The organism is Arcobacter thermotolerans, from assembly GCF_983172305.1.
In genome coordinates this window covers 60,057-84,565 of the sequence record NZ_CFAFZJ010000003.1, presented here as the reverse complement: position 1 = coordinate 84,565, position 24,509 = coordinate 60,057, and the positions used below count along the sequence as shown (strand labels likewise).

Here is a 24,509-nt window from a genome sequence, read left to right as displayed (position 1 = left end):
TAACTAAACTTTAAATAAGATTAATTAAACTATAATGACTTCATTACAATTTAGTTACATAAGGAAAATAAAATGGATATAAAGACCATAAAGACCATAGAAAGTGCCACCGAAAAATCTATCTCAAGCTTTGCAAAATTATCTCTCTCTTTGCTATTTTTATTAGCTGTATTTCTTTGGACATATTCATCTCACGGTAAAGTACCCGATAATACCTTTTTAATAATTGGTGCTATTTTTGGCGCTTACATGGCTTTAAATATTGGAGCAAATGATGTTGCAAATAATGTAGGACCATCAGTTGGAGCAAAAGCTTTAACCTTAACAGGTGCAATTATAATAGCAGGAATATTTGAAAGTGCTGGAGCAATTATAGCAGGAGGTGATGTTGTAAATACAATCAAAAGTGGAATTATAGACCCAAATTTAATTGCAGATAAAAATTCATTTATTTGGGCTATGACAGCTGGACTTCTTGCTGGTGCTGTTTGGTTAAATTTTGCAACATCTATTGGAGCTCCAGTTTCAACAACACATGCAATAGTTGGTGGAGTAATGGGAGCTGGAATTGCAAGTGCTGGTTTTTCTATTTTAAATTGGGGAAGTTTATTTGAAATTGCATCTTCGTGGATTATATCTCCTATACTAGGTGGTATTGTTGCAGCTGGTTTCTTATATTTCATAAAAAAACAGATTGTTTACAAAGAGAATATGCTTGAACAAGCGCAAAAATTTGTTCCCATTTTAATTGCAATAATGACTTGGGCATTTACAACTTATCTTATACTAAAAGGTTTAAAACAGTTAATAAATATAGGATTTTATAGTGCTTCAGGAATAAGTATTTTATTTGCTATTGCAGCTTATTATCTTACTAAAAAAAGTATTGAAAAGAATTTATCAAATTTAACAAACGACAGATCAAGTGTTAATAAACTTTTTACACCTGCTTTAATATTTGGTGCAGCACTATTATCATTTGCACATGGTGCTAATGATGTTTCAAATGCAATTGGTCCACTTGCAGCTATAAATGATGCAATAATGCATGGTGGAACTGGTATACAAGCGTCTGTACCATTTTGGATTATGTTTGTTGGGGCTATAGGAATTGTGATTGGATTGGTATTATATGGACCAAGACTTATAAAAACTGTTGGTAGTGAAATTACAGAGCTTGACCAGATGAGAGCATTTTCTGTAGCTATGGCAACAGCTGTAACAGTTATTCTTGCAAGTCAAATGGGACTTCCAGTTTCTTCTACTCATATTGCAATTGGTGGTGTATTTGGTGTTGGTTTTTTAAGAGAAGCTCTTGATATGAGCGAGAAAAATTATGTTCAAGATATTAGAGAGAAATTTAAAAAACATAAAAAAGAACTTGAAAAGGCTCAAGCAGATTTAGCTAAACTTGAAGCTATTAAAGATAAAAATAAATCTACATATATAAAAATTGTTGAATTATTTAAAAAAATCGATGAAATAGAAGATTTAGTAAAACAAGAGAAAAAAGATTTTAAAGAGGCAAAAGGTACTAAGTATGTAAAAAGAGATGCCGTAAAGAAGATTATTGCTGCTTGGATTATTACAGTTCCTACTTCTGCACTATTGGCTGCAGGAATTTATTATATGATTAAAGGTATAGTTGCAGTATAAGTAGAATTTTCTACTTATACTATATTTTTTTTAGGATTTTCAAATAGAAGCTATTCTTTCAGTTCTTCCAATATATTTTTTTATATTTTTAGGTTTTATTGCAAAAAAAAAGCTAAAAACACAAATAGATGAGAAGACTTTAGTCTTATTATCATTATATTTTCTTCAACCAATTATGATTTTTTGGGGATTAACAAAAGAACCAATTAATTACGAATTTGTATTATCTCCAATATTTTTTCTTATTTGTATGGGTTCAACTCTACTTTTAATGCTTTTATACTCAAAATTTTTATTCTCTTCAAAAACAGACGAAAATATATTTTTAGCAACAGCATTAATAGGAAATACAGGAAACTTAGGAATTCCTCTAGGAATTGCTTTATTTGGTGTTGAATCAGTTCCTTATACAAGTATTATTAATATTGCAAATATCTTTTTTATGTACACAATATCTATATACTTTTTTGCAAGAGATAAGTTTAATTTTAAAGAGTCAATAAAATCAATATTTAAAATTCCAGTTATATGGTTTGCAATTTTTGCTTTAGCTTTTAACTATTTTGAGTTTAAAATTCCAAAAGAGTTTGATTTTGCATTACAAATGGGAGCTTATACATCTTTAACTCTTCAATTGATAATTTTTGGGACTTATTTATACAGTGTAAAAGTCAAAACTATCCCTTGGAAACTATCATTACAGATAAGTTTTGCAAAGCATATTTTACTACCAATAGTCAGTATTATAGTAGTTGTTAATTTTACAAATTTTAATCCTATGATTGCGTCAATTTTAGTTATGGAATTAATGATGCCACTCGCAGTTAATAATGTAAATTTTTCTGTAGTATACAATACAAAACCAACTGATGTAGCAGCTACAATTTTAGTATCATCTGCAATTTTTATAGCAATTCTTCATTTTTATATTGAAATAATTGATTATTTTATAGGATAAACATATGAAAAAATATGATTTTGAAGATTTAACTATCTATTTTGAAGGTGAAATATATAAATCTAAAGAGTATTCAAGAAATAATACTACTGAAATTTTAAAAGATTTATATATAAAATACTCTTTTGATTTTGTATCAAAACTTGATGGAGTTTTTGCTTTTTGTATCTATGATAAAATAAAAGGTCTTTACTTTTGTTCAAGAGATAGATTTGGAAATATTCCATTTTATTACCACATAAAAAATGAAAAATTTATATTTTCAACTTCTATAAAAGATATTCTAAAAGAGCTTCCAAATTTGCCAAAATTAAATAAAATTGCTCTTAGTAAATATATTCAGCACTTCTCAACTTTTGGAGAAGATACATTTTATTGTGATATTTTTAAGCTTGAAGATAGTTCATATCTGATTTTTGAACCAAAAAAAGATTTAATCAAAAAGAAATATTATAAAATTAATACATATAAAGCCGTAAACGATGAAAATATAGCTTTAAATGACTTAGAAGAGCTTTTATACTCCGCAATTGAAAAAAGGCTTATATCGTCTCCTAGCACACTTTTAAGTGGAGGAGTTGATAGCTCACTTATCTCTTCAATTTATACCAAAATATCTGGTAGAAAAATAGATACTTTTAGTATTGGTTATAATGAATACAAAAATTATTGTGAACTTCAATATGCCAAAATTACTTCAAATCATATAAACTCAAATCATCACGAAATAATAATTGATAAAAAGAACTATATAGATAGTTTTTATAATACTTTAGAGTTTTTTGATGAACCTCATGGAGATAGTGCTGCTGTTCCACTAAATTTTTTATTAAAAAATGTTAAAGATTTTGGTGTAAATTCACTTCTATCTGGAGAAGGTGCTGATGAGCTTTTTTTTGGTTATGACAACTATGCAAAGTTTTTAAAGTATCATAATTTTGGAAAATCTTTATCAAAAGAACAAAATGAATTTTTAAATGAAATTATATCAGCTTTGCAAAATAATACAAAAGAGAGTGAATATTTAAGAAGAGTTGTAAAAAAACAAAATATATATAACTCTTTTGGAGAGATTTTTAATGATATTCAAAAAAGAAAGCTATTTGTAAAAGTTCCAATATTTAAAAGTGAAACACCAAAGCAAGACTTTGTTGATAATATGAGTTATATTGATTTAAAACTTTGGGTTTCAAATCCTGTTTTAACAAAAGTTTACAAAGTTTCAAAAGAGAACTCTTTGCAAATTCATACTCCATTTTTGGATAATGATTTACTTAAATATGTTTTTAGCATTAAAAGTTCAATAAAAATGGGCAATACAAACAAATACTTACTTAAAAAGATTGCATCAAAATATATCCCTGAACAAATAATTAATAGAACAAAAAAAGGCTTTAACTCACCTTTTAATGAGTGGCTTCAAGATGAATTTGGAAGCTCTATTTTAGATACTATTATAGAAGTAAATAGACAAACTGGATTTTTTAATGAAAATTATTTAAAACAAATTTATACACTTGCTAGTTCAAATAAATTTAAACAGCATTTGTACTCACTTTTTGTTTTCTCTTTGTGGTACAAAAAAGTATATCTTTAGATTGTTTATTTAATATATACTAAAGGCTGTTATTTCAATTTGATATTCTTGTGTAGCCATCTTTTAATCCTTGTTTTTATCTACAAAATGTATAAATATCTCATCTGCTTGTTTTTTTAAATTAGGACAATATATTAGTTTTTTAATAATAGCCAATACCCAACCATTTCCATCAAAAATATATTTAAGATCTTCATCTTTGTCTTTTGACATACTTAACTCTTTTAACCTATCTAATAAAATCTTATTTTTAATATCACTACAATTTAAACTTTTATTATTATTTTGAAAAGCATCTATTATTATAATCTCGTACAAAATTCTTATCTCATTATAAATATAAAACTCTTTACTTAATTTTTGTTTTGCTAGAGGTAGATATCTATTTGAAAATTTTTTGTATATTGGATATATATATATTAAATTTCTTAAATGTTCTTCATCATACTTCTCTTCATTTTCATAATTTTCTAATTTACCTCTAGCTGAAAGAGATAATTCATTTAATAAATCTATCATAAAATCAAATTTATATTCTGTTACTCTTGGTACATCGTAATTAAAATCATTTATCGCAAATCTTTTTATCTTATCTACTATTTCTTCATAATGTTTTTTATATTCTTCTTTTGTCAAAGTTGTTTTAAAAGCCATTGACATATCTCTTCTATCTGGTATTCCACCTATTCCATATATTCCTCTATAAAGTATCACATACCAATATACATCTTCTGCTGAAGTTTCTGGAAGCAAAGATTTTCCTTTTTCATACTCTTCATTCATCTTATTAAATAATGGTCTCATTAAAAAATTATCATAATCTACAAATCTATGTAAATTTAAAATATAATTCTTATATTCCATTGATTTTATAAAATGCTCTGTTGCTTGTGGATTTGGTGATTTATCTAAAGGAAATTCATTTGATAACATACTAGTTGTACTTTTTGAGAAAGTAGATATATAACCTAAAAAAATTAATATTACTAAAATTAAGATAATCCATCTTATTCTTAATCTTTTAAATAGTTCTCTAAACAAAAATCTCATTTATATTTCCCCTAATATATAAAAATTTTTATATGTTAATGTTTCCCGTGAAACATTGTTATTTTTCCCAAAACTCTTTTAATGCTTGTGGTGTTTTTTGTTCATCATCTTCTTTAATACTAAAATCTGAACTAAAACTTATCTGCTCAATCTCTTTCATAGCAGCTTCATAATCTTCTTGACTAATTTTTGAATCACTTTTTATAGTTTTTTCTTCAACTACTGCTTCATTTATAGTCTTTGTGTTTATATTTGTACTATTTCCAGCTTTTAAATTCAAATAATCTTTCATCAGTTTTTCATACTCTGAAAAGTCTAGCATCATTATAGATGGCTTACCATCACGAAGAATTATTGCTTTTTCTATCTCTTTTTTTTGTAACTTATCAAAAATAGATTTGTTTTTTCTTACTAAATCTGTTGCCGAAAACATCTCATCTGATGTGTATTGTAATAAAGACATAATGTAATCCTTTACATAAAATATCTTGTATTATAACACATTTTATAAGTTATTTATAAATAAAAAATTTATTTACTAAAAATATTTTCTGCCCACTCTGTAATAGGTCCTCTTAAAACTTTTTCAAGCTTAATTGCAAAAATATTTACAAGATTATTCTCATTTTGAGTAGATTTTAGAAGAGTTGTTAGAGCATTTGTATATCTATTTACGTAGAAATTATCAATTTGTTTATTTGAACCAAGAATTACAACTTTACAACTACTATCAACTCTAGAAAGTACCATCTGCATTGTTTTATTTGACATATTTTGTGCTTCATCAATTATAATAAATGAGTTTGAAAGCGTTCGACCTCTCATCTCTCCAACCCACATAGTTTCAATACCATAATTTGAAATCATCTGCTCAACTCTTGAGCTTACTTCACTATCTTCAAGCGGAGTATATGAAATATCATCCCTTTTACTTCTTCTTCTTTTGTGTTCAGTTCGTATAATATACTCTAAACTATCCATAAGTGGATGATTATATATTCTAAATTTCTCTTCAAGTCCTGGTAAATAACCAACATCTTCGCCTTTATCCAAAGACTCAATAGAGTTTCTTATATATATAATTTTTTGAAAATGTTTCTGTTTTACAAGTTTTAAAGCACCACTTAATGCTAAAAGTGTTTTTCCGCTTCCAGCTTTAGCTTCAACTATTAAAACATTATAAAAATGATTTATTATAGCATTTGAGAAAAATAGTTGCTCTTTATTTAAAGGTGTAATTATTTGATTTCTTATCTCTTCTTCATCAAGGATTTTTATTTTATTATTTTGAATTGAAGCCAAAATAACTTGATCTGAATGTTTAACTTTTAAGCAATATGAAAAATCAGAAACTTTATATTCTTTATCAAAATTGATTATATCTTGATTATCTAAGTTTTCTAAATCTTCAAAGTTTATATCAATATTCTTTATAAAATCGAAATTAAATTTATCACTATCTTTACCATGAAGTGCTACACTTTTTATATCAAGAGATATAGCTCTTGTTCTTGCCATAATATCCATAGAGACAAATTTTATATCTTTGTTATAATAATTTTTTGCAAACTTTGCAACTTCAAGTATTTTTCTATCATTCAAAATATTTAAAGATATATTTTTACTATTTATAGAGTATTCATCTTTAGAGATAATATCAACTATTGTTTCATCTTGGTTTATAAGTTTTAATCTAATTATCTTAAAATCTTCATATTTATTTGTGCTTAAAACTTCTGAATTCTCAAGAATTCTTGCAAACTCTCTTGCTTGAAAATTTATCTCATCATATCCACTTTTTTTAGAGTCTAGTTCATCTAAAACTGTTTCACTTAAGATTATTAAGTTTTTTGCACCATCACTTAATTTAAAGATATTTCTAGCATCTTCTAGTAATATATTTGTATCTAATAGGTAATATTTTTCAAAATTCATCTATTTTTTTCACCTTTTTTGGTTTCATAATCATATATGATATAAATGCAAATAATAAAACTATGATTACTGTAAAAAGAATCGAAAAACTTTTTGTAATAACATAAGTAACAATTAAAATAGCAAGTAAAGTTGGTTGCTCATTATACATTCTAAAGAATTTTCCACTTCTTTTGCAACTATTATTTTCTAGTTGCTTTCTATAATAATCTAAAGAAAAAGAGTAAGCTATCAAAAGTGATAACATAAATAGCTTTGCAATCATCCAATTTTGACTTAGAAGTGCTGGATTTAAAACTATCATACTAATTCCACTTAAAATAGTTATCCACATAGCTGGATGACCTATATACTTGTATATTTTCATCTCTTGTATTTTCACAACTTCAACAAACTCTTTTTTATGACTATTTTCAACATGATATACAAAAAGCCTAGGAAGATAAAATAGCATCGCCATCCAAGATAATACTGCTATTATATGCAGACTCAAAATCCAAGTATAATATTCCATTTAATTTCTCCTAATATATTAAACTCTATTCTAACAAAATTAACAAATATTAAAATGAAAATATATCTATATTTTAATTTTCATTCTTAATTTTTCTAATCCATTCACTTAAAGTCTTTTCAAATCCAATATCAAGTGAATTATAAAGTTTTAAATCCTCTTTTAAATACTCTTGTTCTACATATCCTCCAAAATCATGAGGATAAAGATAACCAATATGCTGGCTATCTAAGTGTTTTGGTATATCAAGAATTTTTCCATTTTTTATCTCTTCAAGAGCTTTATTTATAGCTTTATATGCACTATTTGATTTTGGACTTGAAGCTAGATAAATAGCACACTGCGCTAAAATAATTCTTGATTCTGGATAGCCTATTTTATTACAAGCTTGCATTGTACTACTTGCAAGATTTAAAGCATTTGGATTTGCATTTCCTATATCCTCACTTGCAAATATTACAAATCTTCTAGTAATAAAATCAACACTCTCTCCACCATCTATTAATCTTGCCATATAATATAATGCAGCATCAATATTTGAACCTCTTAAAGATTTAATCATTGCACTTGCTAAATCATAGTGAGAACTACTAGAACTAACCCCATCACCTATAACATTTGCTCTTAACTCTTTTAAACTATTCAAACTAATCTCTTGATCTACTTTATATGAAAAATTTAATAGAGTAAGCATAGCTCTAGCATCACCAGAGCTTGAATAAATCAAATAATCTTTAACTTCATTTGATAAAGTTATATCAATATCTTTTAAAACTATATTTAATATTTTTTCCATTTCATCATAAGAAAATGGTAAAAATTCATATAAAAATGATCTTGATCTTATTGCATTTGTAAGAGTAAAAAATGGATTTTCTGTACTTGCTCCAATTATTGTAGCATCATAATTTTCCATAATTGGAAGTAAAACTTCTTGTTGATTTTTTGAAAGTCTATGAACTTCATCAATAAATATTAAAGGTTTAATAAAGCTATTTTTATATCTATCAAATACCTTTCTTAAATCTTCAATTTTAAATGTTGTTGCGTTAAAATAGTGATAATCGCTACTTATCTCACGAGCTATAATTTTTGCTAAAGTAGTTTTTCCAGTTCCAGGTTTTCCATAAAAAAATAGATGAGGAATATCTTTTTGTTTTATTAATTTATAAAGAGCTTTATCTTTACTTATAATATGAGATTGACCAACAAAACTATCAAGTGATGTTGGTCTATATTTATTAGCTAAGTCTATCATCTTCTTCATTTAAAAAGATTCGTAAATTTTTATACTCATCTTTTGTAAGGAATCTTGTTTTTCCAGTTGGTAGATTATTTAAACTAACCCCACCATATTCAACTCTTTTTAAATCCATAACATCAAGTCCAAAATATCCAAAAAATCTTCTTAGTTCTCTATTTTTACCTTCACTAATTACTACTTTTATCTTAGAAATTTTTTCTCCATTTGTTTGAATGTCATATGCCAAAAATGGAGCAAAATTCATTGATTTTATCTTTGTCTTTTTATATGCACCTTTTGTTGCATCATCTATCTCTAGACCTTTTTGCATTGCCATCTCAATTTTTGGAGATATTGGACCACTTACTTTTACCTTATAAACTCTTTCAAGATTTGAATGCATTAAAGCATTTACTATGTTTACACTGTCGCTTAAAAGCAAAACTCCTTCACTTGCATAGTCAAGTCGCCCTACACTATTAAAGTGCTTATATTTGCTATCTAAACCATCATAAATAGTCTTTCTACCTTGAGGGTCACTTTTTGTTACTAGCTCACCTTTTGGTTTATTATAAACTATTACCGTGTACATTCTCTCTTTATCTTCTTTGATAATCTTTTTACCAATTTCAATCTTATCACTTAATTTAACTTTTGTAGCTAAATCTGTAATAACTCTATTATTAACCTTTACTTTTCCTTCAGCTATTAAAGCATCTGCTTCTCGTCTTGAGTAATTACTGTTGTGAGATATAAATTTATTTAATCTTAACTCTTCAACTGCTCTTGTTCTTACTTCTGGCTTTTTTGTATCTTTTTTTTGTTCTTTTCTTGTTTCATTTTTCATTTTATACCTGCCTCTATTAGGTCGTGAATATGTAATAAACCTTTAAGCTCTCTATTTTTATTAGTAATTATAAGAAGTTGTATTTTATAAGTCTCAATAATCTGTAAAGCATCACTTGCCAAAAGGTTCTCATCATCAAATGTTCTTGGATTTAAAGTTGCAATAGCTTCAACATTGCAATCAATAGAAAAACCATCTTTCATCAAAGCTCTTCTTAAATCTCCATCACTTAAAACACCAATAACTTTTTTATTCTCATCTTCAATAATTACAGAACCTAGTCTTCCTTGGCTCATTACAATTATTGCATCTTTTAATTTTGTTTCACGTGAAACAATAGGAAGATTATCTTTTCTTAAAAGGTCATCTACTTTTACGAATAGCTTTTTACCTAAACTTCCACCAGGATGAAAAGATGCAAAATCCTCTTTTTTAAAATCTCTTCTTTTCATAAGGCATACAGCAAGTGCATCACCCATTGCCATTGTTAATGTAGTAGATGATGTTGGAGCAGTATCAAGAGGACAAGCCTCTTTTTGTACGTTAATATTGATAAAATAGTCTGAATATTTTGCTAAAGTAGATTTTTCATCTTTTGCCATTGCAATCAGAGGAATATTAAATCTTTTTATATGTGGAAGAATTTGAATAAGCTCTTCGCTCTCTCCACTATATGAAATAGCCAAAACTATATCCTCTTTTCCAATCATTCCCAAATCACCATGCATCGCTTCTGTTGGATGAAGAAAAAATGAACTAGTTCCAGTACTTGCAAGTGTTGCTGCAATTTTTGCTCCTACAAGCCCAGATTTTCCAACTCCTGTAACAATAAGTTTACCTTTTGAATTTATAATAAGATTTACAATATTTTCAATATCAAAAGAGATAGAGCTTGAAGCAATTTCAAGCTCTTTTGCTTCAGTAAGTAAAACTTCTTTTACTATCTCTTTGTAGTTCATAAAGAATTCCTTATTGTACAAATATAGTTGGAACAATCATTGGATATTTTTTATATTTTCTTACACAATGTTTTCTTACAACTTTTCTAAGTTCATCTTCTAAAATTCTACTATTTTTAAATATTCCAGGTTTTGTATTAACAAGGAAAGTATTCAAAATCTCTTCTATCTCATTTGTAAAAAATCTATCTTGTTTGTCTGATATAAACCCAAATGTGGCAACTTTTGGTTTTGATGCAAGAGTTCTATCATTTTCATTTATTTGAGCAACTATCATAACAATACCCTCTTTTGCCATAGTTTGTCTATCTATAACAACATCGTCAGATATTTTATGATTTAACTGATTATCGATATAAACTTTCCCACTTTTAACTGTTTTTACTTTTTTAAGATACTTAGGATTTACTTCAATTTGTTCACCATCAGCCATAACATAAACATTTCTCTCTAAAACACCACAATCAACACCAGTCTCACCATGTTTTAAAGCATGATTATACTCTCCATGCACTGGCAAGAAGAATTTAGGCTTAACTAGTCTTAGCATAAGTTTTTGCTCTTCTTGAGCAGCATGTCCAGATACGTGAATATCAGCAAAGTCTTGATAAGCAACTTTTGCTCCAGCTTTTAAAAGATGGTTAATAATCTCAGAAACACTTCCTTCATTTCCTGGAATTGCTTTTGCTGATAAAATTATTTGATCCTCAGGTTTAATTTTTACATGTCTATGCTCGTGAATTGCCATTCTATATAAAGCACTCATTGACTCGCCTTGACTTCCTGTTGTTACAATCATAATCTCTTTATCAGTATATTTATTTATTTCATGAGCTTCTATAAATTGATCTTTTGGAAATTTTATATATCCTAAAGTCATAGAGATATCTAAGTTTTTCTCCATAGAACGACCAATTACACAGATTTTTCTTCCATATTTTAGAGCTTTTTCGATTGCTTGAGCAACTCTATGAATATTTGAAGAGAATGTACTCATAATAACTCTTCCTGTTGCTGTAGCAAATATTCTTTCAAAAGTTGGTCCAACAGCTTTTTCAGTTTTTGTAAATCCAGGAGAGTGAGAGTTAGTTGAATCAGAAGTCATAACTAAAACACCCTCTTCTCCATAATGTGCAAGTCTATGAATATCTGTTGGGAAACCATCATATGGAGTATGATCTATTTTAAAATCTCCTGTATGAATCATAGTTCCAGCAGCAGTTTTAATAGCAATACAAGATGAATCAATAATTGAGTGAGTTACGTGCATCCACTCAATTTCAAAATCATTTCCAATTTTAATTGGTGTTCTTTTTGAAATAGCTCTAAAAAGTGCTCTGTGTTCTCTCATTTTATGTTCATCAAACTTACTTCCAATCATCTCCAAAGGAAGTGGTGAACCATAAATTGGAAATTGCATCTCTTTAAATAGATATGGCATAGCTCCAATATGATCTTCATGACCATGAGTAATAATTACTGCAACAATTTTATCTTTTATCTCTCTAAGATATGTGAAATCTGGAATTAAGATATCAACTCCATGCATATCACCATCTGGAAAACTCATACCAACATCTACAATGATTGCTTCGTTCTCAGTCTCTACAACCATCATATTCCCACCAATTTCATTTAATCCACCAAGTGGAGTGATTCTAAGTTTTGCATTTGTATTTAGATTTAATTTATAATGTGGGTTTAATCTATCTTTATGAATTTTTTCATTTATCATATATGCTTTTTTAAGATCATTAGTCCAACCATCACCAACTGTAGGTATATCTTTATTTATAAATCTTGGTTTATTGTTTGGTTTTTTCTTCTTAAAAGGTGCTCTTTTTTCTTGAGTTTGTTCGCTATTATTTCTATTTTCTTGATTTTGTTCAGAATTTTGAGCTCTAGGAGGTCTAGGATTTCTTGGTCTGAACTCTCTTTTTTCAGAACCTGTATTAGTTGATGACTCTTCTCTTATTTCAGTTGTTTTTATTTCACTATTTTTTGAAATTTCTTCTTTATTTATCTCTTCCATTTTTTACCTTTGTATGCATTTGGCTATACAAAGATGAACTAACTTCATGAGGTCTTAAGTTGTCGTTTAACTCTAACTCTTCATAAAGAGCTAAAATCTTAGATTTATCAAGAATTGAGCTAAGATTTTTTGATAGTTTTTTTCTTGGCTGCACAAAACAAGCTTTCAAAAATCTATTAAAATCTTTATCAAGTTTTAGCGATAAATCTTTTTTTATATAAAGAACAGAAGATGTAACTTTAGGCATTGGGTCGAACGCCTCAGCTGGTACATCAAAAAGTATTTTTGACTCTTTAGAGATAAGTTCTGTCATTATCCCCAAAGATGAATACTCTTTATCATTTACTTTTGCAGTAAATTTTTGAGCTACCTCTTTTTGAACCATTACAATAATGTGTTCACAAAGTTCATCTTCAAAAGCTCTTAATATAATATTTGTTGCAATGTAGTATGGTAAGTTTGCTATTAAATCATATTTACCATCATGTAAAAATTTCAGCTCATCCCAAGCTCTTAAAACATCTATGTGTTTTAGTGTGAATTTTTTACTCTCTATTTCATTTGCAAATTTCGACTTTAAGATACCAATTAAATCGGTATCAACCTCATAAGCTGTCACATCTTTGTACTTGACTAAATTTTTAGTCAAATCACCTAAGCCAGGCCCTATTTCTACAATATGATTATTGTTATGGGGCATCGATTGGATGATTTTATCTAATATTGAACTATCTTTTAAAAAATTTTGTCCGAACTCTTTTTTTGCTTTTACTTTTTCCATTAGGCAAGAGTATATCTTTTTTTAACTTACATTTAGGTAATATCTTTAACTAATTTTTAAGGAATTAAAATTGAATAATCTAACAAAAAGAATAATCCCATGCCTAGATGTAAACAATGGAAGAGTTGTAAAAGGCGTAAACTTTGTAGGTCTAAAAGATGCAGGAGATCCTGTTGAAATAGCAAAAAGATACAACGATGAAGGTGCAGATGAGTTAACATTTTTAGATATTAGTGCAAGTGTAGAAAATAGAGGAACTATTGTAGATATTGTTAAAAATGTTGCTAAAGAGGTATTTATCCCACTAACTGTTGGTGGAGGAATACGAAATTTAGATGATATTTATGCTTTATTAAATGTGGGATGTGACAAAATTTCTGTAAATTCAAGTGCTGTTAAAACACCAAACTTAATAGATGATGGAGCAAAAAGATTTGGAAGTCAATGTATTGTTGTGGCAATTGATGTTAAAAAAGTATCAGATGGCTCATATCATGTTTTTGTAAAAGGTGGGAGAGAAGATACGGGACTTGATGCAATTTCTTGGGCAAAAGAGGTAGAAAATAGAGGTGCTGGAGAGATTTTATTAACTTCTATGGATACAGATGGAGTTAAGAGTGGTTTTGATTTGGAAATTACAAAAGAGATTTCAAAAATTGTAAATATTCCAGTAATTGCAAGTGGTGGAGCTGGAAATATGTCTCACTTCAAAGATGCTTTTGAAGCTGGTGCTGATGCTGCATTGGCCGCTTCAATTTTTCACTTTAAAGAGGTTGATATCATGGATTTAAAAAGATATTTACAAAAAAACAATATAAATGTAAGGATATAAATGAAAAAACTATTAGCAGTTGCTATACTTTTACCAATATTGAGTTTTTCTTATGAAATAAATTTTAATAAATCATTTTCAAAAGTTGTAAACCCTGATTTATTAACAACAAATATAAATATAAGTGTTGAAAAAAAAGATGAAAAAAGTGTAAATATTGAAGTAGAAAAATTTAATAATTTTTTAAAGAATACAAAAAATATTACAATAAAAAATACAAATTATAATTTGACTCCAAAATATGATTATGAGAATAATAAATCAATATTTAAAGGATTTATAGCAAATACAAGATTTATTATAGAGTCAAAAGATCCAAAAGAGATAAACAATTTTTTAGCTGATTTAATGGCTTTAAAAGATAGCTTAAAATCAGATGATATTAAAATAAATATATCAAATTTATCTTGGGAAATTGGTGAAAATTTACAAAATAAAAATATTGATGAACTAAGAGTAGAAGTTTTATTATGGATAGGAAATTATACAAAAGAACTTTCAAATAAGATTGGAAAAAAATGTGAAATTAAAAATGTAAATATAAACGAAAACTTTGACTACCCTACTTTTAAAAATAGAGTAATGAGTTCTTCTTTAGATATGGTAAATTCATCTGAATCAATAAATATTTCACCAATAAATACAGAAGAAATTATAAAAATAAATACAAATTTTATACTGGATTGTAAGTGATTGTAAGTGCTGGAAATCAAGAAACTTTTACCTTTGCTAAATCAATAGGTATTGGATTAGTTTCTAGTGCGATAAATCTTACAAAAATTTGTCTATTTAATAGACCAGAGTTTATTTTATTTATTGGAAGTGCTGGAAGTTATGGAAATCATAAAATATTTGATATTGTTGAATCAAAAAACTCTTCAAACATAGAGTTAATCTTTTTGCAAAATTTTGCATATACACCAATAGATAATGCAGTTAGAATTGATACAGCCTTGACAAATAGTGAAGTTATTGTAAATAGTTCAAACTATATAAGTACAAATCAAATTTTATCAAAAGAGTTTTTACAATACAATGTCGAACTTGAAAATATGGAGTTTTTTTCTGTATTAAGTGTTGCAAAAGAGTTTGAAATACCAGCTTTTGGTATTTTTGTTGTTACAAACTATACAAATGAGAATGCACATAGTGATTTTATAAAAAATCATAAAGAAGCAATGAATAAATTAGTTAAATATTTAGAAGATAAAAATATAATAAAAGAGGCAAAATAGTGGCAAAATTTGATGAGTCATCAATATATGACTACACACTAGATGAATTAAAAGAGAGATTAAAACCATCATTTAGAGCAAAACAGGTTTATAATTGGCTTTATAAAAAGTATGCAAACTCTTATGATGATATGAAAAATCTTCCAAAAGAGTTAATAGAAGATTTAAAAACAAACTATCCAATTGATATATTAAAAGTTGTAAAAAAAGAGCAAAGTCGTGATGGAAGTATAAAATATCTTTTTAAATTAAGAGATAACCACACTATTGAAGCAGTTTTACTCTTGATGAAAGATAAAAAAATTGATGAAGATGGACAAATTGTAAGAAGTGAAAAATATACAGTTTGTATCTCTAGTCAAGTTGGATGTAAAGTTGGATGTAGTTTTTGTTTAACGGCACGTGGTGGATTTGTAAGAAATCTTACAGTTGGAGAGTATATAGCTCAAATTGTTCATATAAAAAGAGATAATGAAATAGCTGAAAACAAGGCTTTAAATATTGTTTATATGGGAATGGGTGAACCTCTTGATAACTTTAATAATTTTGTAAAAGCTGTTGAGATTTTCTCAGAACTTGATGGTTTAGCAATAAGTAGAAGAAGGCAAACGGTTTCAACTTCAGGAATTGCAAGTAAGATTAAAAAACTAGGTGAAAAAGATTTACAAATACAACTTGCTATTTCACTTCATGCTGTTGATGATGAGTTAAGAAGTGAGCTTATTCCTATGAATAAAGCATATAATATTGCATCAATTATTGACGCTGTTAAAGAGTTTCCAGTAGATACAAGAAAAAAAGTTATGTTTGAATATTTGGTTATAAAAGATAAAAATGATAGTTTAGATGCAGCAAAAAAACTTGTAAAACTTCTAACTGGTTTACAAGCAAAAGTAAATCTAATATATTTTAATCCATATCCTGGAACTACTTATCAAAGACCTCTTGAAACTGATATGATGAGATTTAAAGATTTTTTAAATTCAAAAGGTGTAATTTGTACAATTAGAGAGTCAAAAGGTTTAGACATAAGTGCAGCTTGTGGACAGTTAAAAGAGAAGGAGTTAAATGGGAATTCTTGAAATAGCTTTAATTATTTTTATAATAGTTGTAGTACTTTCTAGTGCTATTGGATTTTATATTCATAATAAAGATGATAAACAAAATGATAAATTTGAGGAGAATTAATATGACAGTTACAAGATTTGCACCAAGCCCTACGGGGTATTTACATATTGGTGGATTAAGAACAGCTCTTTATAGCTATTTATGGGCAAGAAAAAATGGTGGAGTTTTTAGACTTAGAATTGAAGATACTGATTTAGAAAGAAATAGTCAAGAGGCTTTAAATGCAATTATTGAAGCTTTTAACTGGGTTGGTTTATCTTATGATGGAGAAGTTGAATATCAATCAAAAAGAACTGAAATATATAAAAAATATATAAATCAACTACTTGAAAGTGGAAATGCTTATAAATGTTATATGAGCAAAGAAGAACTTGATAGCTTAAGAGCAAAACAAGAAGCTGCAAAACAAACTCCAAGATATGATGAGACATGGAGACCTGAAGATGGTAAAGTTTTACCTACAATTCCAGAGGGAATTGAGCCAGTTATTAGAATCAAAGCTCCAAAAACAGGAGAGATTAGATTTCTTGATGGTGTGAAAGGTGATATGAAATTTGATGCATCTTTTGTTGATGACTTCGTAATTGCAAGATCAAATGGAATGCCTACATATAACTTTGTTGTAACTATTGATGATATGTTAATGGAAATGACAGATGTCATTAGAGGCGATGATCACTTATCAAATACTCCAAAACAGATTGTTATTTATAATGCTTTAGGTGTAAAGCATCCAAACTTTTATCATGTACCTATGATAAATAATCCAGAAGGTAAAAAGCTCTCAAAAAGAGATGGTGCAATGGATGTTATGGATTATAAAAGATTGGGGTATTTACCAGAAGCTTTATTAAACTTCTTAGTAAGACTTGGTTGGTCAAATAAAGATCAAGAAATTTTCTCTATGAAAGAAATGTTAGAGTTATTTGATCCAAAAAATATAAATAAATCAGCATCTGCATATAATGCTGAAAAACTTTTATGGTTAAATAGTGAATATATAAAAACTGTTTCAAATGATAGATTAATAGAGGAGTTGAAATTTTTTGATTTAGATTTAACTAATTACTCTAAAAAAGAGGAGATTTTAAACCTTGCAAAACAAAGAGCAAATACACTATTAGAATTAAAAAAATCTATACTTGATATAAAAAACAGTCCTAATGAGTATGAAGAAGCTGGGGTTAAAAAATTTGTAAAAGATGATACAAATTCAATTTTAAAAGAGTATTTAGAGCTTTTAGAAGAGAATAAAAATAGTTTTGCATCTCCTAGTGAACTTGAAAATATCACAAAACCATTTATAGAAACAAAAGGTTTAAAATTTCCACAACTGTTCCAACCTATAAGAATTGCATTAACTGGTGGAACACAAGCACCATCAGTTTACGATATACTTTTTATCTTAGATTTCGCTGAAAGTAAGATAAGAATTTCAAAAGCTTTGGAAAAAAATTTTAAAAACTCTTGATTTAAGAAAAATATTAAGGCATAATGTCTAACTTTTTCAAAGGATAAGAATTATGAACATTTACGTTGGGAATTTATCGTACAAAATGAACGATAATGATTTAGAAGCAGTTTTTGCTAAATTTGGTGCAGTTAAGAGCGCAAAAATAATTATGGACAAAGAAACAGGAAGATCTAAAGGTTTTGCTTTTGTTGAAATGGAAGAAGCTAGTGCAGGAAATGCTGCTATTGAAGCTTTAAATGGTAAAGAGACTGATGGTAGAACTTTAAGAGTAAATGAAGCTAAACCAAAAGAAGATAGACCAAGAGATAGCAGACCAAGAAGAAATTTCTAAGACTGCAAAGGGGTTTAAAAACCCCTTTTTTTATGCCAAAATGAAAATTCTACTTCTCGAAGATGATTTAATCTTAAATGAAATTCTTGAAGAACACTTAATAAAACAAAAACATCAAATTACTACAACTTTTTCTTCAAATGAAGCTATAAAAGAGCTATATTCAGAGACTTTTGATTTACTTCTATTAGATGTAAATGTGCCAGATTTAAATGGCTTTGAACTATTAAAAGAGCTAAGAGATAATAATATTTTAACTCCAACAATATTTATAACATCTCTAAATATGGTAGAAGATATGCAAAAAGGGTTTGATAGTGGATGTGATGACTATATTAAAAAACCTTTTGAGTTAAAAGAGCTTGATATTAGAATAAATAATATAAAAAGGCTTTTTAATATAGATATAAAAATTATCAAAATAGATGAAAATAGTTATTTAGATTTACAAAATTTGGAGATAAATTTAAATAAAAAAAGTTTTATAATCTCAAAAAAAGAGTCTGAAATTCTTGCATATTTATTAAATAATCCAAAAAAAACTATCAGTATTGAAGAGATTATAAATAATATTTGGTCATATGAAGATAGTGTAGAAAGCTCTACAATTAGAACTTATATAAAAAATCTGCGAAAAATATTGGGAGAAGATAAAATATTAAATATAAGAGGAGTTGGATATAGATTTAACTTCTAGTGAAAAGAAAAGTTTTTTTAGCTTCTTAGGTCTTTATTTAGGATCCTCTTTTATATTAATGTTAATCGCTCTATTTTTCTATTATCAAAATGAGAAAACACTTTATTTGGATTTAGTAAAATCAAATATGCAAAATATAGTATCTAAAGTTTCAAATGAAATAATAATATCTCATATGTTGGATGTCGAATTTGATAAAAATATATATTTGAATAATCAAGATTATAAAATCTCTTTTTATGATAAAGATAAAAATTTATTATTTGGAAATTTAGATGAAAAGTTAAATTTTGAACAAAATTTTTATAATGATGAAGAAAAATTAATTATTGTTGATAGTTCAACTGTAGGACATTTAGGAATTTGGTATATAGCTTTAAAAGACAATAGCTTAAAAGAGAAAATATCAAATTTAAAATTAAATATTTTTCTTATTTTTTTAATATTTTATACAATAATTGCTATTGTTAGCTGGTCTTTAGCAAAACTATTTCTAAAACCAATAAAAAATGAGAGAGAAAGATTAAATAACTTTATAAAAGATACTACTCATGAGTTAAATACACCAATAAGTGCAATAATTATGTCTTGTGAAGGAGATAACTTAACTCAAAAACAGTTGGATAGAATAAAATTTAGTGCAAAAAGAGTTAGTGAAATTTATAAAGATTTGACGTATATATTTTTAGGAAATATTGAAAAAAAAAGTTTAAATAAAATAGATTTATCAAAGATTATAAAGCAAGAGATTATAAGTTTTGAGCCAATGATTGCTAGAAAAAGATTAAAAATAAACCTTAATATAGAAGAGTTCTTTTATGAGATAAATAAAGATGATTTTTTAAGACTTTTTAATAATCTATTCTCAAATGCTATAAAATATAACAAAATAGATGGAAATATAGATATTATTCTTAAAAATAGAGAGCTAATAATAAAAGATACAGGTATTGGAGTGTCAAAGGATAAGATTAAAGATATTTTTAATAGATATTACAGAGGAACAAACCAAAGTGGTGGCTTTGGTTTGGGGCTAAATATTGTAAATATGATTTGTAAAACATATAATATAAAAATAGATGTTGAATCAATTGAAGATAGTGGAACAAAATTTATATTAAATTTTTAAAGTTCCTCTTCACCAATAACAATATTTTTACCACTATTTTTAGCTCTGTATAGAGTCATATCCACTCTTTTAAATAAACTTTCTTTATGGTCATCATCATTTAATGAAGCTACACCGAAGCTACAAGTAACCTCCTTTGGAACAACAGAGAACTTATGTTCGTTTATTATTTTTCTTAAGTTGTTGGCAACATATTTTGCTTTTTCAAAATGAGTTCCAGGAAGTAAAATTACAAATTCTTCTCCACCCCATCTAAAAACAGTATCAGTTGCTCTAATATTTGAAGATATAAGATTTGTAATAGATTTTAATATTACATCCCCAATATCATGACCAAAAGTGTCATTTATATTTTTAAAATCATCTATATCAAGAAGTATTATACTCAGTGGATTTCTTTGCATTTTTGCTTTTTGTAATTCAAATTCAAAAAACTCTTCAAATTTCATTCGATTAAATACACCAGTTAAAACATCAATAGAAGCTTGTTGCTCTAAAGTTTGTGTCATAGAATAAAGTTCATCTACTTTATGTTTCATAGCTTTATTAAGAGTACTTAGCTGCTCTTTTGCTTGTTCAAAGTCTGTTACATCATTTCTTATTGCAATATACTCTACTATGTCACCATCTATATCTAGAATAGGAACTATTGTTGATGAAACAGTGTAACTTCTACCATCTTTTTTAAGATTAGTAATTAACCCACTCCAACTTTTCTTATTTTTTATAGTGTTCCATAGTTCTTGAAAAGTACTACTTGGCATAGTTGGATGTCTTACTATATTGTGTGGTTTACCTACTAGCTCTTCTCTTCTATATCCAGAAATTTCACAAAACTTATCATTTACATAAGTTATGATACCTTTTGGATTAGTTTTTGACACAATGTTACTTAAGTCAACAGCTTTTTTATACTCATTTAACAGCTTTGTATTATCATCTTTTGGAATAGAATTTGAATCATTAATTTGTTCATAAATTATAAAAAGGTCTTTAGCAACTGCTAAAAAATTATTTTCAATATCTCTAAGAAGATTAAATGATAGTAAACCTTCTAAATTAAAAAATAGAATAATTGAATTTTTTAATGAAGTAAAAAGAGTAAAAAAATCATTTGTACTAAAAGATGCTTTATTTAAAATATTTAAAAGTCTACTTTTAATTGATACATCCGAAACATTTAAATCCCACTGCATAGAACCTATAATAAATTCATAGATATCATAGAAAACTTTTTTTTGTTCAGTTGTAAGAACATATTGATGAGTAAGAAATATATCTTTTACTAACTCGTTTTCTAACCAATCATCAACGATTTTATTTTTATTTACTTTCAGTAAATATGAGAATTCTTTTATTTGAATAACACGATTCATTTGCGACCTTAATTTATATTGTTATTTCGTTAAGGAAATAAACTTTTGGATAAAGATTATTATATATAAAATCTTATTATTAAATAGTTAAATTTAATACTATTTGTTTATAAAGTATCCACATAAACTACACATAAACTTTGGTAGATTTACAAAAATTAAAAATAAAAAGGATAAATGAAATGAAAAATATCATTAAAGTGTTTTTTACACTATTTTTAGCTGTAAGTTTTTTAAAAGCTGAACCAATGAAAGAGAATCTAAATATTGATGGATATTCAATAGAGCTTACAAGTAAAAGGGATCTTAGTGCAGGAAGTAATGAGTTCTTTGCAAAAATTACAAAAGATGGGAAAGAGGTAAATGACGCAAAATTAAAAGCTAAATTTTTTATGCCAGAGATGCCAGGTATGCCTTATATGGAGCATGAAGGTGAAGCAAAATTTGAAAATGGCATTTATAGTTTTGTAATTAATTTCTGTATGGATGGAACTTGGCAATATAATATCAGATTTAAAACAGCTGATGATAAAGTTCACTCTGTAAAAAGTAGCGTGAGCTTCTAAAATGAAAAAAGTAGTTTTTACTTCACTAATTTTTGCTAGTTATTTATTTGGAACTTCGATTGAAGATATAGTACAAAAGAGTTTACAAAATAATTTTGATATTAAAAGCCTTGAAAACTCTATTGAAATTGCTAATTTCCAAATAAAACAGGCTAAAAATTGGGAAAATCCAATGATAAGCTTTAAAGCAAATGATATTATGCTAAATAAAAACTATTTAAATAATCAAAAAGAGTATGGAATTGAGTTATCTCAAGCCATACCTATTGGTAAAAAACTTGAACTTGAAGAGAGTATTGCAAAAAAAGATAAATTATTGCAAGAACAAACTTTACAGGATATAAAGCTAGAATTTGAATCAAAAATTTATCTATATTCATACACTATTTTAATTTTAGAAAATAGATTAAAACTGCTAAATGAATATCAAAAGAATTTAAACCGCCTAGAAGAGCTTTATACAAAACTATATTCATATGATAAAGTATCTTTAAATGAGATATTAAATACACAAATCTCAAAATATGATTTACAAATGAAAATAAATGAACTTCAAACAACAAAAGATAATTTATATCTAAGTTTAGAGCAAATAAGTTATGAGAAGATTGATAAAATTGATGATAGTTTAGTATTAAAAGATATAAACAGACAACAAATTGAAGAACAATTAATATTTCATCCAAAGATACAAACACTTCAAACAACAAGCCAAAAATATAAAGATACTGCTCAACTTGAAGATGCAAAAAAGTTTTCAAGTATAACTTTATCTTTAGAATATATGCAAAATAAAGAGCAAGATTATGCAAATATTACAATGTCTATGCCTCTACCAATTTATAATACAGAAAATATTAATAAATTAAAAGCAAATTTAAATACAAATGAAACTAATAATAAACTAGATAGTCAAATTCATAATCTAAGATTACAAACAAAAATATATCTAAATAATTTAGAGCAATATAAAACAAATTATAAAATCCTTCAAGAAAAGATTGTACCTATAAAACAAAAAATACAAAAGGTTTTAGAAGAGTTTGTAGGATTTGATAAAGAGAGTTTAAAAGAGAATCTAAATAGTTTAAATGAATTGATTGATTATGAAATGAAAGCAAGTGAACAACTTGAAAAATATTTTGAAAACTACAGTGAACTTATATATTACTCAAATAAAGGTGTAAAATGAAAAAAATATTCTTATCGCTAATACTTATAGCTATAGCTCTTAATTCCAATCCTATAGATGCTAAACAACTATTTAATATTGAAAAAGTAAAAGTAAAAAAAGAGAGTTTTAAAGAATCAAAAGAGTTTTATGGAATTACAAAACTAAATGAGAGTAAAACGATAGATATTGTAAGCAGATTTGATGGATATATTACACATTTAAATGCAAATAAAAATTATATGATCATAAAAAAAGGTGAAAGTTTATATACAATTTATTCAAGCGATATTGCATCAATAAAAGCTGAGATTGAAATAGCAAAAGATTTAAATAAAAATTTATATGATAAAGCAAATAGTAAATTAGAAAACTTTGATATAAAAAATGCTAAGTTTTTAAATAATGAAGTAGTTGTAAGTTCACCAATATCAGGAATAATCACACAAAAAAATGTAAATAATAAATCTTATGTAGAAAAAGGAAAAACTCTTTTTCAAATTTCATCACTTGAAGATATTTGGTTTGTAGCTTCTATATATCAAGAGGATTTGAGTTTTATAAAAGCAAATATGAATTCAATAATTAAACTTGATGGAGTAGAAAATTCAATAGTAGCAAAAGTTGATTTTATATATCCAGTTTTTAATGAAGAGAAAAAAACAGTAGATATTAGATTTGTTATAGAAAATTCACAAAATAAGATTTTGCCTTCAATGTTTGGGAAAGTAAAAATAGAAAAAGAGAGTAAAGAGATTTTAGTTTTACCAAAAAGTGCAGTTATTAAAAAATCAAACTATTATTATGTATTTATTCCAAAAGAAAATGGAGAGTTTACACCTAAAAAAATAGAGGCAAAAAGAGTAAGTGGTGATAAATATGAAATTTTAAGTGGTTTAACTCTTGATGAGGAAGTTATAAATAATACCCTATTCTTATATGATGCTGATGCTATGACAAATAGACTTTATGATGAAACTTCTGATGAGGAGTGGTAA

At 26.7% G+C, this 24,509-nt stretch carries 24 protein-coding genes; 14 read left to right on the top strand and 10 right to left on the bottom strand.

Translation table 11 applies throughout. The annotated features are described in order from the left end of the window. Positions 1–72: 72 nt before the first annotated feature. From AC5LG6_RS03405 to AC5LG6_RS03395, 3 genes are read left to right on the top strand one after another with little or no spacing between them, the layout of a single operon-like run. Positions 73–1,656, top strand: a complete 1,584-nt coding sequence (locus AC5LG6_RS03405) for an inorganic phosphate transporter (RefSeq protein WP_066359647.1) — start codon at positions 73–75, stop codon at positions 1,654–1,656. A gap of 43 nt (positions 1,657–1,699) precedes the next feature. Further along, a complete protein-coding gene (locus tag AC5LG6_RS03400) occupies positions 1,700–2,614 on the top strand; it encodes an AEC family transporter (RefSeq protein WP_498585779.1) in 915 nt (304 codons plus the stop codon). 4 nt (positions 2,615–2,618) lie between these two features. Further along, entirely contained in the window at positions 2,619–4,211 is a 1,593-nt protein-coding gene (locus AC5LG6_RS03395) for an asparagine synthetase B family protein (protein WP_498585705.1), read from the top strand. Positions 4,212–4,274: 63 nt separating this feature from the next. On the opposite strand, the gene AC5LG6_RS03390 is transcribed toward AC5LG6_RS03395, so the two are convergent. The 9 genes from AC5LG6_RS03390 to rsmA form a co-directional block, all read right to left on the bottom strand. Then, complete coding sequence (locus AC5LG6_RS03390; protein WP_498585704.1) at positions 4,275–5,261, bottom strand: hypothetical protein; 987 nt, start codon at positions 5,259–5,261, stop codon at positions 4,275–4,277. A gap of 58 nt (positions 5,262–5,319) precedes the next feature. Beyond that, positions 5,320–5,724, bottom strand: a complete 405-nt coding sequence (locus tag AC5LG6_RS03385) for a hypothetical protein (protein ID WP_498585703.1) — start codon at positions 5,722–5,724, stop codon at positions 5,320–5,322. 68 nt (positions 5,725–5,792) lie between these two features. After that, positions 5,793–7,196, bottom strand: coding sequence for a PhoH family protein (locus AC5LG6_RS03380; RefSeq protein WP_498585702.1), 1,404 nt, complete (start codon positions 7,194–7,196; stop codon positions 5,793–5,795). After that, a complete protein-coding gene (hemJ, locus tag AC5LG6_RS03375) occupies positions 7,186–7,710 on the bottom strand; it encodes a protoporphyrinogen oxidase HemJ (RefSeq protein ID WP_066219545.1) in 525 nt (174 codons plus the stop codon). The genes AC5LG6_RS03380 and hemJ overlap by 11 nt, the downstream gene beginning before the upstream one ends. 73 nt (positions 7,711–7,783) lie before the next feature. After that, a complete protein-coding gene (locus AC5LG6_RS03370; RefSeq protein WP_066404001.1) occupies positions 7,784–8,968 on the bottom strand; it encodes a replication-associated recombination protein A in 1,185 nt (394 codons plus the stop codon). After that, complete coding sequence (locus AC5LG6_RS03365; RefSeq protein ID WP_141052112.1) at positions 8,952–9,800, bottom strand: pseudouridine synthase; 849 nt, start codon at positions 9,798–9,800, stop codon at positions 8,952–8,954. The genes AC5LG6_RS03370 and AC5LG6_RS03365 overlap by 17 nt, the downstream gene beginning before the upstream one ends. Then, positions 9,797–10,759, bottom strand: coding sequence for a KpsF/GutQ family sugar-phosphate isomerase (locus AC5LG6_RS03360; RefSeq protein ID WP_066219536.1), 963 nt, complete (start codon positions 10,757–10,759; stop codon positions 9,797–9,799). Before AC5LG6_RS03360 ends, AC5LG6_RS03365 begins: the two co-directional genes overlap by 4 nt. A 10-nt stretch (positions 10,760–10,769) precedes the next feature. Then, positions 10,770–12,791 carry a ribonuclease J gene (locus AC5LG6_RS03355; protein ID WP_498585701.1) on the bottom strand — a complete coding sequence of 674 codons (2,022 nt, stop codon included), beginning with the start codon at positions 12,789–12,791 and terminating at the stop codon, positions 10,770–10,772. Next, positions 12,775–13,572 (bottom strand): 16S rRNA (adenine(1518)-N(6)/adenine(1519)-N(6))-dimethyltransferase RsmA, encoded by a 798-nt coding sequence (rsmA, locus tag AC5LG6_RS03350; RefSeq protein WP_081560428.1) that lies wholly within the window; start codon positions 13,570–13,572, stop codon positions 12,775–12,777. The genes AC5LG6_RS03355 and rsmA overlap by 17 nt, the downstream gene beginning before the upstream one ends. 70 nt (positions 13,573–13,642) lie before the next feature. Between rsmA and hisF the strand changes: the two genes are divergently transcribed. The 8 genes from hisF (at position 13,643) to AC5LG6_RS03310 (ending at position 20,398) form a co-directional block, all read left to right on the top strand. Then, a complete protein-coding gene (gene hisF, locus AC5LG6_RS03345) occupies positions 13,643–14,404 on the top strand; it encodes an imidazole glycerol phosphate synthase subunit HisF (protein ID WP_066156062.1) in 762 nt (253 codons plus the stop codon). Then, complete coding sequence (locus AC5LG6_RS03340; protein ID WP_260878562.1) at positions 14,405–15,097, top strand: SIMPL domain-containing protein; 693 nt, start codon at positions 14,405–14,407, stop codon at positions 15,095–15,097. Next, on the top strand, positions 15,094–15,639 hold the full coding sequence (locus AC5LG6_RS03335) for a phosphorylase family protein (protein WP_498585700.1): 546 nt from the start codon (positions 15,094–15,096) through the stop codon (positions 15,637–15,639). Before AC5LG6_RS03340 ends, AC5LG6_RS03335 begins: the two co-directional genes overlap by 4 nt. Continuing rightward, on the top strand, positions 15,639–16,721 hold the full coding sequence (gene rlmN, locus AC5LG6_RS03330; protein WP_498585699.1) for a dual-specificity RNA methyltransferase RlmN: 1,083 nt from the start codon (positions 15,639–15,641) through the stop codon (positions 16,719–16,721). Before AC5LG6_RS03335 ends, rlmN begins: the two co-directional genes overlap by 1 nt. Before the next feature lie 107 nt (positions 16,722–16,828). Beyond that, positions 16,829–18,238: a glutamate--tRNA ligase gene (gltX, locus tag AC5LG6_RS03325; RefSeq protein WP_498585698.1), complete on the top strand. Its 1,410-nt coding sequence runs from the start codon at positions 16,829–16,831 to the stop codon at positions 18,236–18,238. A gap of 52 nt (positions 18,239–18,290) precedes the next feature. After that, the gene (gene rbp, locus AC5LG6_RS03320; RefSeq protein ID WP_066156047.1) at positions 18,291–18,572 is read left to right on the top strand and encodes an RNA-binding regulator; all 282 of its coding nucleotides are present in this window, start codon (positions 18,291–18,293) and stop codon (positions 18,570–18,572) included. 40 nt (positions 18,573–18,612) lie between these two features. Beyond that, the gene (locus AC5LG6_RS03315) at positions 18,613–19,269 is read left to right on the top strand and encodes a response regulator transcription factor (RefSeq protein ID WP_066219518.1); all 657 of its coding nucleotides are present in this window, start codon (positions 18,613–18,615) and stop codon (positions 19,267–19,269) included. Positions 19,270–19,375: 106 nt separating this feature from the next. After that, positions 19,376–20,398 carry a sensor histidine kinase gene (locus AC5LG6_RS03310; RefSeq protein WP_498585697.1) on the top strand — a complete coding sequence of 341 codons (1,023 nt, stop codon included), beginning with the start codon at positions 19,376–19,378 and terminating at the stop codon, positions 20,396–20,398. Here the strand turns inward: AC5LG6_RS03310 and AC5LG6_RS03305 are convergent. Further along, entirely contained in the window at positions 20,395–21,774 is a 1,380-nt protein-coding gene (locus tag AC5LG6_RS03305) for a sensor domain-containing diguanylate cyclase (protein ID WP_498585696.1), read from the bottom strand. The genes AC5LG6_RS03310 and AC5LG6_RS03305 overlap by 4 nt on opposite strands. 182 nt (positions 21,775–21,956) lie before the next feature. On the opposite strand from AC5LG6_RS03305, the gene AC5LG6_RS03300 reads away from it, so the two are divergent. Genes AC5LG6_RS03300 through AC5LG6_RS03290 form a run of 3 tightly spaced genes read left to right on the top strand, consistent with a single transcriptional unit; the run spans position 21,957 to position 24,509 of the window. Beyond that, a complete protein-coding gene (locus AC5LG6_RS03300; protein ID WP_498585695.1) occupies positions 21,957–22,340 on the top strand; it encodes a FixH family protein in 384 nt (127 codons plus the stop codon). A gap of 1 nt (position 22,341) precedes the next feature. Beyond that, positions 22,342–23,532 (top strand): TolC family protein, encoded by a 1,191-nt coding sequence (locus tag AC5LG6_RS03295; RefSeq protein ID WP_498585694.1) that lies wholly within the window; start codon positions 22,342–22,344, stop codon positions 23,530–23,532. Then, positions 23,529–24,509 carry an efflux RND transporter periplasmic adaptor subunit gene (locus tag AC5LG6_RS03290; RefSeq protein ID WP_498585693.1) on the top strand — a complete coding sequence of 327 codons (981 nt, stop codon included), beginning with the start codon at positions 23,529–23,531 and terminating at the stop codon, positions 24,507–24,509. Before AC5LG6_RS03295 ends, AC5LG6_RS03290 begins: the two co-directional genes overlap by 4 nt.

Excerpts from the sequence above, each read along its gene's own strand:
- AC5LG6_RS03405 (WP_066359647.1), top strand. The coding sequence starts at position 73 with ATGGATATAAAGACCATAAAGACCATAGAAAGTGCCACCGAAAAATCT.
- AC5LG6_RS03395 (WP_498585705.1), top strand. The coding sequence starts at position 2,619 with ATGAAAAAATATGATTTTGAAGATTTAACTATCTATTTTGAAGGTGAA.
- AC5LG6_RS03390 (WP_498585704.1), bottom strand. The coding sequence starts at position 5,261 with ATGAGATTTTTGTTTAGAGAACTATTTAAAAGATTAAGAATAAGATGG.
- AC5LG6_RS03385 (WP_498585703.1), bottom strand. The coding sequence starts at position 5,724 with ATGTCTTTATTACAATACACATCAGATGAGATGTTTTCGGCAACAGAT.
- AC5LG6_RS03380 (WP_498585702.1), bottom strand. The coding sequence starts at position 7,196 with ATGAATTTTGAAAAATATTACCTATTAGATACAAATATATTACTAGAA.
- hemJ (WP_066219545.1), bottom strand. The coding sequence starts at position 7,710 with ATGGAATATTATACTTGGATTTTGAGTCTGCATATAATAGCAGTATTA.
- AC5LG6_RS03370 (WP_066404001.1), bottom strand. The coding sequence starts at position 8,968 with ATGATAGACTTAGCTAATAAATATAGACCAACATCACTTGATAGTTTT.
- AC5LG6_RS03365 (WP_141052112.1), bottom strand. The coding sequence starts at position 9,800 with ATGAAAAATGAAACAAGAAAAGAACAAAAAAAAGATACAAAAAAGCCA.
- AC5LG6_RS03360 (WP_066219536.1), bottom strand. The coding sequence starts at position 10,759 with ATGAACTACAAAGAGATAGTAAAAGAAGTTTTACTTACTGAAGCAAAA.
- AC5LG6_RS03355 (WP_498585701.1), bottom strand. The coding sequence starts at position 12,791 with ATGGAAGAGATAAATAAAGAAGAAATTTCAAAAAATAGTGAAATAAAA.
- rsmA (WP_081560428.1), bottom strand. The coding sequence starts at position 13,572 with ATGGAAAAAGTAAAAGCAAAAAAAGAGTTCGGACAAAATTTTTTAAAA.
- AC5LG6_RS03340 (WP_260878562.1), top strand. The coding sequence starts at position 14,405 with ATGAAAAAACTATTAGCAGTTGCTATACTTTTACCAATATTGAGTTTT.
- gltX (WP_498585698.1), top strand. The coding sequence starts at position 16,829 with ATGACAGTTACAAGATTTGCACCAAGCCCTACGGGGTATTTACATATT.
- rbp (WP_066156047.1), top strand. The coding sequence starts at position 18,291 with ATGAACATTTACGTTGGGAATTTATCGTACAAAATGAACGATAATGAT.
- AC5LG6_RS03315 (WP_066219518.1), top strand. The coding sequence starts at position 18,613 with ATGAAAATTCTACTTCTCGAAGATGATTTAATCTTAAATGAAATTCTT.
- AC5LG6_RS03305 (WP_498585696.1), bottom strand. The coding sequence starts at position 21,774 with ATGAATCGTGTTATTCAAATAAAAGAATTCTCATATTTACTGAAAGTA.
- AC5LG6_RS03300 (WP_498585695.1), top strand. The coding sequence starts at position 21,957 with ATGAAAAATATCATTAAAGTGTTTTTTACACTATTTTTAGCTGTAAGT.
- AC5LG6_RS03295 (WP_498585694.1), top strand. The coding sequence starts at position 22,342 with ATGAAAAAAGTAGTTTTTACTTCACTAATTTTTGCTAGTTATTTATTT.
- AC5LG6_RS03290 (WP_498585693.1), top strand. The coding sequence starts at position 23,529 with ATGAAAAAAATATTCTTATCGCTAATACTTATAGCTATAGCTCTTAAT.